Raw genomic sequence first — 12,707 nt, forward strand, 5'->3', positions numbered from 1 at the left:
ACCATGTTGAGCCTGTTGTTGGATGCAGCCTGGATGACCCTGGGGCTGGCCTTGGCATCACTGGTCGGGGGCATGGTGCTGGCGTTGGCGTTCAGCGCCGCCGAACTGAGCAAGCAGCGCGCGCTGGTGTGGCCGGTGGCCACACTCACCACGCTCATTCGTGGCCTGCCCGAGTTGCTGGTGGTGCTGTTCATCTACTTCGGCTCGACCCAGGTGCTGTTCCTCATCACCGGCGAGTATGTGGAGTTCAGCCCGTTCGCCTGCGGCGTGCTGGCGCTCTCCCTGCTGTTTGCCAGCTATGCCACCCAGACCCTGCGGGCCGCGCTCAATGCGGTGCCCGCCGGGCAGCGGCTGGCGGCGCTGGCGCTCGGCCTTGGCAAGGGGCACATCTTCTTTCGCATCGTGCTGCCCCAGGCCTGGCGTCATGCCCTGCCGGGGCTCGGCAACCAGTGGCTGGTGCTGCTCAAGGACACGGCGCTGGTCTCCCTCATAGGGGTGAACGAGATGATGCGTCAGGCCCAGATGGCCTCGGCCAGCACCTATGAACCCTTTACCTGGTATGCCGCCGCAGCCCTCATCTATCTGGCCATCAGTCTGGTGAGTGAGTTCGGCCTCAAGCAGGCAGCCCGCTATACCCGCCGCTACGGAGGTTGACCATGCAGGACTATCTCATGACGCTGCTGGGGGGATTGGTGATCACCCTGCAATCGACCGTCTTCAGTCAGTTGAGTGAATTCGGGTTTAAGCAGACAGCCCGCTATACCCGTCGCTACGGAGGTTGACCATGCAGGACTATCTCATGACGCTGCTGGGTGGTCTGGCGATCACCCTTCAACTGACGGCACTGAGCTTGCTGCTCGGCGTGCTGCTGGCCGCCGCCATGACCTGGGTGCTGGAACGACGGATTCCGGTGGCGACCCAGCTGGTACAGCTGTGGGTGCTGATCTTCACCGGCACGCCGCTGCTCATCCAGATCTTCCTCATCTACTACGGGCCGGGCCAGTTCGAGTGGCTCAAGTCCGGGCCGCTCTGGCCGCTGCTCAAGCAGCCCTGGTTCTGCGCCGTGCTGGCCCTTGGCTTCAACACGGCGGCTTACTCCACCCGGTTGTTCAAGGGGGCGCTGGATGCCATCCCTTCCGGCGAGGTGGAGGCGTGTCGCGCACTCGGCTTCTCGGCCGGGCAGACCCTGTGGATGAAGGTGCGCCACGCCGCACGGCGGCTGGTACCCGCCTATTCCAACGAGGTGATCCTGGTACTCAAGGGGAGTTCGCTCGCCAGCACCATTACCATCATGGATGTGATGGGTCTGGCCCAGCGCCTCAACGCCCAGACGTATGACACTCTGGCGGTGTTCACCGTGGCCGGTGGCCTCTATCTGACCATGAACGGATTGTTAACAATTGGGTTTCGCTGGTGTGAACGACGAGCCCTGGCATTCCAGGCCTGAGTTCGGTAGATCTACCTATTTATGGTAGGGGGAAGTGCAGGAAATCTGTGCTTCCCCTCTGATTTTCTGCATTTCCCCCCGTTTTTATTCGCCGCCTGTTTCTTGGCTCACAGAACCCGTGATTGCAACTGTTATCAGATTGTTTTTTAGGGGGGGATCCATTAAGGTTGGGCCCACAACAAGAAACAACCTTAAACCTACGCTTAAACATGGAGTTGATCATGAAAGTTGCCGTTCTGGGTGCCGCCGGTGGCATAGGCCAAGCCCTCGCTCTGCTGTTGAAAAATCGCCTTCCTGCTGGTTCCGAACTGAGCCTGTATGACATAGCCCCGGTCACTCCGGGTGTGGCGGTCGATCTGAGCCATATCCCGACTGACGTGAAAGTAAAAGGTTTCTGCGGTGAAGATCCGAGCCCGGCTCTGGTCGGCGCCGATGTGGTGCTGATCTCCGCCGGTGTGGCGCGCAAGCCCGGCATGGATCGTTCCGATCTGTTCAATATCAACGCCGGTATCGTCAAGAATCTGGTGGAAAAATGTGCCGCTACCTGCCCGAAAGCGCTGATCGGCATCATCACCAACCCGGTCAACACCACGGTCGCCATCGCCGCCGAAGTGTTGAAGAAAGCTGGTGTCTATGACAAGCGCCGCCTGTTCGGTGTCACCACCCTGGACGTGATCCGTGCCGAGACCTTCGTGGCCGAGGCCAAGGGCCTGAACGTCGACAAGGTGCGTGTCAACGTGATCGGTGGCCACAGTGGCGTGACCATTTTGCCGCTGCTGTCCCAGATCGAAGGCGCCTCCTTCACTGCTGAAGAAGTGGCTGCCATGACCAAGCGTATCCAGAACGCCGGTACCGAAGTGGTGGAAGCCAAGGCCGGTGGCGGATCTGCCACCCTCTCCATGGGCCAGGCGGCCTGCCGTTTCGGTCTGTCGCTGATCAAGGGTCTGCAAGGCGAAGCCAACGTCATCGAGTGCGCCTATGTGGAAGGCGACGGCAAACACGCCACCTTCTTCGCGCAACCCATACTGCTGGGCAAGAACGGCGTCGAAACCGTACTGGACTACGGCAAGCTGAGTGCCTTCGAGCAAGCGGCTATGGATGGCATGCTGGCCACCCTGAAAGCCGATATCCAGCTGGGTGTCGACTTCGTCAAGTAAGCTGTATGGCTGACAAACAAGGGGAGCTTCGGCTCCCCTTTGTCATGGGTGACAGATGCAGATGGCGACGGGCTAAGGGGATGGGGCCGGCTGCCGATAACAGAGAGCAGCAGGAGAACCTTATGATGAAACCATTTACCCTTGTCGGCCTTGTCTGTTTGCTGACCACCCAGGTACAGGGCGCTGAGCCTCAGGCATCCGCCGCCACCCCCACAGCGAGCAGCGCGTTTTCCGCTGCCGAGCAGGCGATGGCATCCCAGAGCGAAGTGTCTGCCGCCGAGTCGCCAGCGGTTGCAGTCCAGAGCGCTGTGTCTGCTGCCGCCCCCCAGCCTGCCGGATCCGGCGCCGTTCCCGCTGCCGCGCCCTTGCCTGTGGCGTCCGAGTCGACACCCGCAGCTGAGCCCGCACCCGTAGCAACGGGATCTGCGCCCGCGACCCCATCCCCCGCCGCCACAACGGAGAGCGGACTCTCTCCGACCAGCCGGCCCATGACCAGCACGCCATCGGGTGGCGGCGGTCTGGGCATCGACAGCAGCAATTTGCAGGCGGTCCCCCTCTATCGCCAAGACGAGCTGCTCAACTGGATTGAACAGGGTCGTCACTTGCAGCAGGTGAAGCAGGACAGGTGCCAGCTTACCCAGGATATAGAGGTGCGGGCCGAGGTGATGAAGGTGCCGGCCTATCAGTTCCTGTGGGGCGACATGCTGGCCTGGGGGGTCTGCATCAAGCCCGATGCCGAGCTCGGGGTCAAATTCATGTGGGAGGCGGCCAATCAAGGGCTGGCGCCGGCGCTGGAACAGCTGGGCCGCTACTACTGGAAGGGCACTCTGGTGCAGAAGGATCTGGTCAAGGCCGAGACCCTGATGCGTGAAGCCGCCAGTCTGGGGTTTCAACGGGCACAGGTCGAGTGGGTCGAGATGCTGCTGCAGGGGATGGGCAGCCCGCTGGATTATGAAGAGGCCTACCACTGGCTGCACAGCACTGTGATCGGTGACAATGCGCTGCACCAGAAGGCGACCAGCCTGCTGAGCCGTCTGGCCAACCGCATGCCGGCCAATGCCATCGCCCGTGCCAAGGCGATGCACTGAATAAAAAAATGACCCACAGATCTGCATCTGTGGGTCCGGATCCGGCCGCCGTGCCATGACAGGCTGGATCCTCCTTGCTTTATAGGGGGCAGCCCCGTTTAAAGATCCTGATGGGGACCAAAAACTTCGTAGTGCAGCTGATCGGCCGGTATGCCCGCCGCGCTCAACTGCGCCTTGATCGCCTGCATGAAGCCAAGCGGACCGCAGAAGTAGTAGTGGGCCTGCGGCGCCAGCAACTCGGCTACCTGGCTCAAGTCCATGGTGCCGTGGAAGTCGTAGTCCTTCCCTTGCTCATCCTGAGCCTCCGGCTCCCGATACCAGACCCGGCTCTGCAGCTGGTCATGCTGCTCATGCTTGCGCTGGATATCCTCCTTGAAGGCGTGCAATGAACCCTGTTCACAGGCATGCAGCCAGCAGATGTCGGCTGCATGGCCCTTGGCCAGCAGCTGGTTGAGCATGCTCAGCATGGGGGTGAGGCCTACGCCAGCGGAGAGCAACACCACGGGCGTACTGGCATCGGCCTGCAGGAAGAAGTCGCCGGTCGGCGGCATCAACTCCACCTGATCGCCAGCATGCAGATGGTCGTGCAGCAGGTTGGAGACCTGGCCCTGGGGCTCGCGCTTGACGCTGATGCGGTAATCGCGACCGTTCGGCGCATCGGAGAGGGAGTATTGGCGGATCTCCTGATACTCCAGCTCGGGGTGGGCCAGCTTGATGCTGAGGTACTGACCCGGTTTGAAGTGCAGTACCGGTTTGCCATCGAGCGGTGCCAGTACGAAGGAGGTGATGAGCTCGCTCTCGACCCGTTTCTCCTTGATGATGAAGGGGCGGGGACCCAGCCAGCCACCGGTCTGACTCGCCTTCTCCTGATAGATCTCGCTCTCCCGGCTGATGAAGATGCTGGCCAGCACACCGTAGGCCTTGCCCCAGGCATCCAGCACCTCTTCGGTGACCGCACTTCCACCCAATTCTTTGAGCGTGGCCAAGAGATGACTACCTACAATGTGATATTGTTCCGGCTGGATCATGAAACCCGTGTGCTTGTGGGCAATGCGTTCCACCGCGCCGGCCAGGGCTCCCAGGTTGTCGATATTCCTGGCGTAAGCCGCCACCGCGTTGAACAGCGCCAGCGGTTGACCGCCACTGCGCTGGTGCGCCAGGTTGAAAATATCCTTCAGTTCCGGGTTGTGACTGAACATGCGCTGGTAGAAATGCTGGGTGAGGGCAGGCCCCGCCGATTCGAGCAAAGGGATGGTGCTTTTGATGACGGCGATGGTGGCTTGGTCTAACATAGGAGGTCCTTGCTAATTGAACATCTAAAATGTCACTTAATAAGCTGCATCCTAGATGTTTATTTGATCTGAATCAATAATCAATTTTCCGCATTATGCGACACAGGCACTATGAGACTAACTAGCTATACCGATTTTGGATTGAGAGCCCTGCTCTATCTGGCGACCCTGCCACAGGGCGAACTGTCGAGCGTGGCCAAGGTCTCCGCCTTGTATGGCGTCTCCCGCAACCACATGGTCAAGGTGGTGAATCAACTGGTGAAGCTGGGCTATCTGCAATCCCAGCGTGGCAAGAATGGCGGGATCCGCATGGCCTGCGCGCCGGAGACAGTCAACATCGGCCAGGTGATCCGGGCGCTGGAGGGCAATCTGGACGGCATCGACTGCAACTCGCCCGCCTGCCACATAGTCTCTGTCTGCTTGTTGAAGAATGCCCTGAAGGAGGCGATGAACGCCTTTTTGGCAGTGATGGACAGCTATACCCTGCAAGACCTGCTGGCCAATCGCGAGGAGCTGCAGAAGGTGTTCGGCGACTTGATCCCGACCCTGGTGCTGGAGCCGGACGAGGAGAGCGAGTGAGATAAAAAAGGCTGCCATCGGCAGCCTTTTTTCAATCTTCGAATCCCGACTCGTTGCGGTATAAATCCGGCATGATCCGCGCCATCTTCACCATGTTGTTCTCCACTTCCAGAATCTCGATGGGATAGCCGGCGAGCCGCAGGCTGATGTTGGGCTGGGGGATCTCCTCCAGGTATTCCAGGATGACACCGTTCAGGGTTCTGGGCCCGTCGATGGGCAACCGCCAGCTCATCTCCTTGTTCAGCTCGCGAATGCTGGCCGAGCCCTCCACCAGAAACGAGCCATCCGGCTGGGGGTGGATCTCGTCGCTGGGCGCCGGTGTCATGGAGGTAGTGAAGTCGCCCACTATCTCTTCCAGTATGTCATCCAGGGTGATCAACCCCTGAATATCCCCGTACTCATCCACTATGAGGCCGATCCGCTCCTTGTTGCGCTGGAATTTGGCCAGTTGCACGTTGAGCGGCGTGCCTTCCGGGATGAAGTAGATCTCGTCCACTTCCCGCAGCAGGCTCGACTTGTTGAACTGATCCCTGGCCATCAGCCGCAGCGCATCGCGGGCGTGCAGGAAGCCCACCACATCGTCGATGTTGTCGCGGTAGAGCAGGATCTTGGTGTGGGCACAGTGGGCCAGCTGACGCAGTATGGTCTTCCAGTCATCGTTGATGTCGATGGCGTAGATATCGCTGCGCGGCACCATGATGTGTTCCACCGTCATCTTGTCCAGATCCAGAATGCTGAGCAGCATCTCCTGATGACGCTGGGGGATCAGGCTGCCCGCCTCGTTGACTATGGTGCGCAGCTCCTCGGTGTTGAGGGAGTCATCCTTGTTGGGATGGAGCCTGAGCAGCTTGAGCAGACCGCTGGTGATGCCGTTGATCAGCCAGACAAAGGGGTAGAGCGGCACCATCAGCCCCTTGAGGATCCAGGAGGCGGGATAGGCGATCTTCTCCGGGTACATGGCCGCCAGGGTCTTGGGGGTCACCTCGCCAAACACCAGTACTATCAGGGTCAGGCCGAAGGTGGCGATGGCCACCCCAAAGGCGCCAAACAGCCTGATGCAGACTATGGTGGCGATGGCCGAGGCGAGGATGTTGACCAGGTTGTTGCCGATCAGGATCAGGCCCAGCAGACGATCCGGGCGGGACAGCAGCTTTTCTACCCGACGGGCAGCCTTGTGCTTGGTTTGAGCCAGATGCCGCAGCTTGTAGCGGTTGAGCGACATCATGCCGGTTTCAGAACTTGAGAAAAAAGCAGACAAGAGGATCAAAATAACGAGAACAATCAATAATGTGCTCGTTGATATGCTGTCCAAGAAGGGCTCCTGTGGGGGCTGGGTGAGTAAAGGGGGGTGAGTATCAGCTCAGCAGGACTTCTTTGACGAAGCGGCTGCCAAAGTAGGCCAGGGTCAGGATGAAGCTGCCGATCAGGCTCAGGGTGATGACCTTGCGACCGCGCCAGCCACGGGTGTGATGACCCCACAGCAGCAGCACGTAGACGCACCAGGCCAGGATCGAGAGGATCGCCTTGTGGGATTTGCCCTGGGCGAACATGTCTTCCAGAAAGAAGAGGCCGGAGGCGATGGAGAGGGTCAGCAGAAACAGGCCCGCCGAGATGAGCTGGAACAGCCGTTTCTCCACCGTCATCAAGGGCGGCATGGCAGGCAACTGACTGATCTTGCGGGACTTCAGCTGCCTGTCTAGACAGGCGAGCTGCAGCGCGAACAGGCAGGCGATCATCAGCACCGAATAGGCCATCAGCGCGAGCCCTATGTGCAGCAGCAGCTGGGGATGGGCCTCCAGATGGGTGATATAGCGACCCGGGATCAGGGCGCTGGCGGCCAGCAGCAGGGCGGAGAAGCTGTAGACCACGGGCAGCAGGATCCAGCCGTTGAAGCGGCGGGTGACGCAGGTCATGAAGCAGCTGATGATGAGGCTGACCAGGGACGCGACGTTGAGCATGCTCAGGTTCTGGCCTGAATGGGTCACCAGCACTTCGCCGGCCACGGCGGTGCCGTGCCCGATCAGGGCCAGTCCGATACAGGCAAACAGGGGAGCTTGCCCCACAGGTTTGGCACTGAGCAGCAGGTGCAGCGAGGCGATGATGGCCAGCAGATAGAAGGCCAGGGCCAGAACAGAGATCACGATCATAACCAGGTCGTTGTTGAACAGGCAGTTGGGAATAGGAGAGGCAGTATACCTTGCACAAGATGTGCTCGCCAGTTGTGCTACCGCCGATCTGCCCATATATAGGGAGCAGGTCCCCATTGCTACCGTGCGGTGAATAATCGTCCTCGCGTCCGCTCTGGGTTATAATGCCCCCAATTTATTACGCCAAGAACCGGAATCCGTCATGTTTGAGAATTTGACTGAACGACTCTCGCGCACCTTGCGCAATGTCAGTGGGCGCGGTCGCCTGACCGAAGAGAACATCAAGGATACCTTGCGCGAAGTGCGCATGGCGCTGCTCGAGGCGGACGTCGCCCTGCCGGTGGTGCGTGACTTCGTCGCTCGCGTCAAGGAGCGGGCGGTCGGCCAGGAAGTGGCCAAGTCTCTGAGTCCGGGCCAGGCCTTCATCAAGATAGTGCACGGTGAACTGGTCTCGGTGATGGGCGAGGCCAACGAGCAGCTCAACCTGGCCGCCCAGCCGCCGGCCATCATACTGATGGCGGGTCTGCAGGGGGCCGGTAAGACCACCACGGTCGGCAAACTGGCCAAGCTGCTCAAAGAGCGCAGCAAGAAGAAGGTGCTGGTCGTCAGTGCCGACGTCTATCGCCCCGCGGCGATCAAGCAGCTGGAGACGCTGGCGAGTGACATAGGCGTCGATTTCTTCCCGAGCGATGCCAGCCAGAAACCGGTCGACATCGCCACCGCCGCCATCGATCAGGCGCGCAAGAAGTTCTATGACGTTGTGATAGTGGATACCGCCGGTCGTCTGCACGTCGACAGCGACATGATGGACGAGATCATCCATCTCCACGCCACCATCAAGCCGATCGAGACCCTGTTCGTGGTGGACGCAATGACGGGTCAGGATGCCGCCAACACCGCCAAGGCGTTCAACGAGGCGCTGCCGCTCACCGGCGTGATCCTCACCAAGGCGGACGGCGACGCTCGCGGTGGTGCCGCGCTTTCCGTGCGCCACATCACCGGCAAGCCGGTCAAGTTCATCGGTATGGGCGAGAAGACAGATGCGCTGGAGCCGTTCCATCCGGATCGTCTCGCCTCCCGCATCCTCGGCATGGGCGACGTGCTGTCGCTTATCGAGGAAGTGGAGCGCAATGTCGACAAGGAAAAAGCCGCCAAGCTGGCCAACAAGGTCAAGAGTGGCAAGGGCTTCGATCTGGAAGACTTCCGCGAACAGCTGGCCCAGATGCGCAACATGGGCGGCATGATGGGCATGCTCGACAAGCTGCCGGGCATGTCCGGTCTGCCGGACAACGTCAAGGATCAGATGGATGACAAGCTGACCGTGCGGATGGAGGCCATCATCAGCTCCATGACGCCCAGGGAGCGTGCCCATCCCGACCTCATCAAGGGCTCCCGCAAGCGCCGTATCGCCGCAGGGTCCGGCATGCAGGTGCAGGACGTGAACAAGCTGCTCAAGCAGTTCACCGAGATGCAGCGCATGATGAAGAAGATGTCCGGCAAGGGCGGCATGCGCAAGATGATGGGGCAGATGAAGAACATGTTGCCGCCAGGATTCGGTGGCGGTCGCGGTCCCTTCTGATCCTGACCGTTTCAGCCAGGCCAGGGGCTCACCAGAGGTGGGCCCTTTTCATTGTGAGCCTTGTGCAAAAAATGGCTGGCTTGGTTGCAATTATTACGAATCCAAGTAAAATTACGCGGCTTATTTTAAGCTAGGGTCCGCGTGTTTGCGGGCCTTGTTCATTAGATGTTAATGAGGACGATATGGTAACCATTCGTTTACAACGTGGTGGCGCGAAAAAGCGTCCGTTTTACCAGGTAGTAGTTTCTGACAGCCGTTGCGCCCGTGACGGTCGCTTCATCGAGCGCGTTGGTTTCTTCAACCCGGTTGCTTCTGGTTCTGCCGAAAAGCTGAACCTGGACCTGGCTCGTATCGAGCATTGGGTTGCTACTGGTGCCGCTGTTTCTGACCGCGTTGCCAAGCTGATCAAAGACGCTGCCAAAGCTGCTTAATCAGCCCAACGGTAAGGAGTTAAGGTGGAAAAACCTATAGTTCTGGGCACCCTGGGTACCGTTTATGGCATCAAGGGCTGGCTTAAAGTGAACTCCTTCACCGATGTTGCCGAAGCGATTTTCGATTACAACCCCTGGCTGATCAATCAGAACGGGGCGTGGCGTGAACTCAAGGTTTCGGCCTGGAAGCGTCACAACAAGGGTCTGATTTGCAAGATCGATGGTATCGATCTGCGTGAAGATGCCCTGGTATTGACCAATGTCGAGATTGGCGTTCCCGCCGATCTGTTGCCTGCGTTGCCTGAAGGTGAGTTCTACTGGCGTGACCTGATTGGTTGCTCGGTATCGACCACCAAGGGATACGACCTGGGCAAGGTGACCGAATTGATGGAAACCGGCTCCAACGATGTGTTGGTGGTTGAGGCCAATGTAAAAGATGCCTTTGGTGCAAAGGAGCGGTTGATTCCGTTCCTGGAAGAGCAGGTGATCAAGCATATTGATCTGACTGCTCGAACAATCGAAGTTGATTGGGATCCTGGTTTCTAGTTTCCCGCGGTAACACGAGTGCCGGAGGTTTCTTATGTGGATTGGGGTGATTAGCCTCTTCCCGGAAATGTTCCGAGCCATTACCGAGCACGGGGTAACGGGTCGGGCCGTCAAGAGTGGCCTGCTGCAGATTGAGTGCTGGAACCCCCGGGACTTTACCCACGACAAACACCGTACGGTCGACGATCGTCCTTATGGTGGTGGGCCCGGCATGTTGATGATGGTTCAGCCGCTGCGTGACGCGATTCATGCAGCCAAGCAAGCGGCGGGAGACGGGGCGAAAGTCATCTATCTCTCTCCTCAGGGACGCAAGCTGACTCAAGCTGGCGTAACCGAGTTGGCGACGAGTCAGAAACTGATTCTGGTAGCCGGTCGATACGAAGGTATCGATGAACGCGTGATACAAACCGAAGTCGACGAAGAGTGGTCTATCGGTGATTACGTGTTAAGTGGTGGCGAGTTGCCTGCCATGACCCTGATCGATGCGGTTTCGCGTCTGGTCCCCGGGGTTTTGGGCGATCAGGCCAGTGCCGAGCAGGACTCCTTCACGGATGGCTTGCTGGATCATCCCCACTACACTCGGCCGGAGTTGTTGGATGGATTGGCGGTGCCAGAGGCGCTGACAAGCGGCAATCACGAAGTGATTCGACGCTGGCGTCTCAAACAGTCGCTCGGACGAACCTGGCAAAGAAGGCCGGAACTTATTAACAACCTAGCTCTGACTGACGAGCAAGAATCACTTCTTGCCGAGTATGTCCGCGAAGTGCGTGACAGCGTTAAGTAGAGTTTTCAGTTTATCCTAGGTAAGGAAAGACAATGAGCAAGATTATTCAGCAGCTTGAACAAGAGCAACTGCGTACCGACATCCCGGCATTTGCCCAGGGCGACACCGTACGTGTTCAAGTTCGTGTTAAAGAAGGTGGCAAAGAGCGTCTGCAGGCTTTCGAAGGCATCGTTATTGCCAAGCGTAACCGCGGTCTGCACTCTGCTTTCACCGTTCGCAAGATCTCCAACGGCGAAGGTGTTGAGCGTGTATTCCAGACTCACTCTCCGCTGATCCACAGTGTAGAACTGAAGCGTCGTGGTGATGTTCGCCGCGCCAAACTGTACTACCTGCGCAACCTGTCCGGCAAAGCTGCTCGTATCAAAGAGAAGCTCAACTAATTCGATTCGAATTGGTGTCGGTATGTCGGCGAAAAGCTCGACAGGTAGTGAAAAGGCTCGCCAATGGCGAGCCTTTTTTGTGTCTGCAATTCGGGTGCCGGCCAGACGTGTCAGTGTTCTGGTCGCCTACTGACTGACCCGCACCACTGAGTTGTCACGTCCGAAGGGGCCGGGCACATAGTCGTCCGCTTCCCAGTCGTTATCGTAGTGAGTCTCCCCGTTCGGTTGCACCAGCTGGTAGCAGTATTCGAAATGGCTGGGGCCATCGGTGGGCAGGTTGAGGGTGGTTCTGAACTCCCCGCTCTTCATCCGTTTGAGCTCTATGGGTTGCCACTGGCTGAATTCCCCCAGCAGCAGTACCTGTTCAGCCTCACCTGCGGCCACTTTTTCCACTGCGAAGGTCACCTTGACCTCGGGACGGGACTTGAGGAATTGCTTGTTGATCGGCATGACGCCTCCTTGTCATTGATTGCGAAGAAATAGCTTCTGGCTATTTTTATATCACTTTATGACAAGGATGTTTATAACGGAGATCAAAGGGGCAGGGCAAAGTGGCGTTGCAGCAGGTCGTGGGTGAAGCCTGTCTTGAGGTAAAAGCCCCGTGGCAGGGTCAGGATCGGCTGGCCATTGCGACCGATGGCACGGGTCAGCGCCTTGTTGTTGGCGGCCTTGGGGCGCAGTTGCATCACCTGGCCGTGGCGAGCACTGATCTGCTCCACCTCGCCCAGCACTATCATGTCCATCAGCTCCTCCCAGTCCTGACGCAGCAGCCGATCCTCCTCCTCATTCGGGCTCCACATCAGCGGCATGCCGATCCGGCGCTCGCCTATCGGGATGTCGCGGCTGCCCTCCACCGGGATCCAGAGCACCCGCGAGAGCTTGTTGCGCACATTCGACTGCTCCCAGCGCTGGCCGCTGACGCCGATCAGCGGCGCCACGCAGACGAAGGTGGTCTCCAGCGGTTTGCCATGAGGATCTATGGGGATCGTCTTGAGCTCTATGCCAAGTTCGGGGAAGTCCTGCTCCGGCTTGCTGCCGGCGCTGGCGCCCAGTTGCCATTCGATCAGCTGACCGACCCAGCCCTTGTCCCGCCTCAGATCCCGCGGGACGGCGAGGCCGGCATCGGCAGCCAGCTGTGCCAGCGTGAAGCCCGCCATGGCATGGGCTCGGCTCAATAACTCCTGCTCGGACTGGGGCTGGGTGGGCATGAATGACTCCTACAAAGGGGGATTATTCTAGCAAGTCTGATCCCTGGTGAGGATCGCTGTTTTTATAAC

17 protein-coding genes are annotated in these 12,707 nt (G+C 59.0%); 11 read left to right on the forward strand and 6 right to left on the reverse strand.

The features are described 5' to 3' along the window. Positions 1-3 precede the first annotated feature (3 nt). The 4 genes from artQ to mdh all read left to right on the forward strand — a co-directional run bounded on the left by artQ (position 4) and on the right by mdh (position 2,604). Positions 4-654: an arginine ABC transporter permease ArtQ gene (gene artQ / locus BN1118_RS18905; protein WP_043140609.1), complete on the forward strand. Its 651-nt coding sequence runs from the start codon at positions 4-6 to the stop codon at positions 652-654. Positions 655-656: 2 nt separating this feature from the next. After that, positions 657-782: a hypothetical protein gene (locus BN1118_RS22415; protein WP_280136104.1), complete on the forward strand. Its 126-nt coding sequence runs from the start codon at positions 657-659 to the stop codon at positions 780-782. A 2-nt stretch (positions 783-784) separates the two neighbouring features. Continuing rightward, complete coding sequence (gene artM / locus BN1118_RS18910) at positions 785-1,447, forward strand: arginine ABC transporter permease ArtM (protein WP_043140611.1); 663 nt, start codon at positions 785-787, stop codon at positions 1,445-1,447. A 221-nt stretch (positions 1,448-1,668) separates the two neighbouring features. After that, a complete protein-coding gene (gene mdh / locus BN1118_RS18915; protein ID WP_043140614.1) occupies positions 1,669-2,604 on the forward strand; it encodes a malate dehydrogenase in 936 nt (311 codons plus the stop codon). Between the two features lie 190 nt (positions 2,605-2,794). Here mdh and BN1118_RS22165 read toward each other — a convergent pair whose 3' ends face one another. Beyond that, complete coding sequence (locus BN1118_RS22165) at positions 2,795-3,094, reverse strand: hypothetical protein (RefSeq protein WP_043557510.1); 300 nt, start codon at positions 3,092-3,094, stop codon at positions 2,795-2,797. On the opposite strand from BN1118_RS22165, the gene BN1118_RS22090 reads away from it, so the two are divergent. After that, complete coding sequence (locus tag BN1118_RS22090; RefSeq protein WP_043557511.1) at positions 3,093-3,692, forward strand: tetratricopeptide repeat protein; 600 nt, start codon at positions 3,093-3,095, stop codon at positions 3,690-3,692. The genes BN1118_RS22165 and BN1118_RS22090 overlap by 2 nt on opposite strands. A gap of 98 nt (positions 3,693-3,790) precedes the next feature. Here the strand turns inward: BN1118_RS22090 and hmpA are convergent, their stop codons facing one another. Continuing rightward, complete coding sequence (hmpA, locus tag BN1118_RS18930; protein ID WP_043557512.1) at positions 3,791-4,984, reverse strand: NO-inducible flavohemoprotein; 1,194 nt, start codon at positions 4,982-4,984, stop codon at positions 3,791-3,793. 111 nt (positions 4,985-5,095) lie between these two features. On the opposite strand from hmpA, the gene BN1118_RS18935 reads away from it, so the two are divergent. Then, positions 5,096-5,563, forward strand: coding sequence for an Rrf2 family transcriptional regulator (locus BN1118_RS18935; protein ID WP_042869116.1), 468 nt, complete (start codon positions 5,096-5,098; stop codon positions 5,561-5,563). 31 nt (positions 5,564-5,594) lie between these two features. On the opposite strand, the gene BN1118_RS18940 is transcribed toward BN1118_RS18935, so the two are convergent. Next, positions 5,595-6,875 (reverse strand): HlyC/CorC family transporter, encoded by a 1,281-nt coding sequence (locus tag BN1118_RS18940; RefSeq protein ID WP_043140623.1) that lies wholly within the window; start codon positions 6,873-6,875, stop codon positions 5,595-5,597. Between the two features lie 43 nt (positions 6,876-6,918). Next, entirely contained in the window at positions 6,919-7,710 is a 792-nt protein-coding gene (locus BN1118_RS18945; RefSeq protein WP_043557513.1) for a cytochrome C assembly family protein, read from the reverse strand. Positions 7,711-7,912: 202 nt separating this feature from the next. Here BN1118_RS18945 and ffh point away from each other — a divergent pair, with 202 nt between their 5' ends. The 5 genes from ffh (at position 7,913) to rplS (ending at position 11,430) form a co-directional block, all read left to right on the forward strand. Beyond that, positions 7,913-9,289, forward strand: a complete 1,377-nt coding sequence (gene ffh / locus BN1118_RS18950; protein ID WP_042038808.1) for a signal recognition particle protein — start codon at positions 7,913-7,915, stop codon at positions 9,287-9,289. 182 nt (positions 9,290-9,471) lie between these two features. Further along, the gene (gene rpsP, locus BN1118_RS18955; protein ID WP_021141082.1) at positions 9,472-9,720 is read left to right on the forward strand and encodes a 30S ribosomal protein S16; all 249 of its coding nucleotides are present in this window, start codon (positions 9,472-9,474) and stop codon (positions 9,718-9,720) included. Between the two features lie 24 nt (positions 9,721-9,744). Beyond that, a complete protein-coding gene (rimM, locus tag BN1118_RS18960) occupies positions 9,745-10,266 on the forward strand; it encodes a ribosome maturation factor RimM (protein ID WP_043557514.1) in 522 nt (173 codons plus the stop codon). Between the two features lie 34 nt (positions 10,267-10,300). Further along, the gene (trmD, locus tag BN1118_RS18965) at positions 10,301-11,050 is read left to right on the forward strand and encodes a tRNA (guanosine(37)-N1)-methyltransferase TrmD (protein ID WP_042652118.1); all 750 of its coding nucleotides are present in this window, start codon (positions 10,301-10,303) and stop codon (positions 11,048-11,050) included. Between the two features lie 32 nt (positions 11,051-11,082). Then, complete coding sequence (gene rplS, locus BN1118_RS18970) at positions 11,083-11,430, forward strand: 50S ribosomal protein L19 (protein WP_005313505.1); 348 nt, start codon at positions 11,083-11,085, stop codon at positions 11,428-11,430. A gap of 126 nt (positions 11,431-11,556) precedes the next feature. Here rplS and BN1118_RS18975 read toward each other — a convergent pair whose 3' ends face one another. Both BN1118_RS18975 and mutH read right to left on the reverse strand, forming a co-directional pair. Beyond that, entirely contained in the window at positions 11,557-11,880 is a 324-nt protein-coding gene (locus BN1118_RS18975; protein WP_043141863.1) for an isoamylase early set domain-containing protein, read from the reverse strand. Positions 11,881-11,963: 83 nt separating this feature from the next. Continuing rightward, positions 11,964-12,638, reverse strand: a complete 675-nt coding sequence (gene mutH, locus BN1118_RS18980) for a DNA mismatch repair endonuclease MutH (RefSeq protein WP_042869128.1) — start codon at positions 12,636-12,638, stop codon at positions 11,964-11,966. Positions 12,639-12,707 lie beyond the last annotated feature (69 nt).

Source organism: Aeromonas bestiarum (assembly GCF_000819745.1).
GTDB classification, from domain to species: Bacteria; Pseudomonadota; Gammaproteobacteria; order Enterobacterales; family Aeromonadaceae; genus Aeromonas; species Aeromonas bestiarum.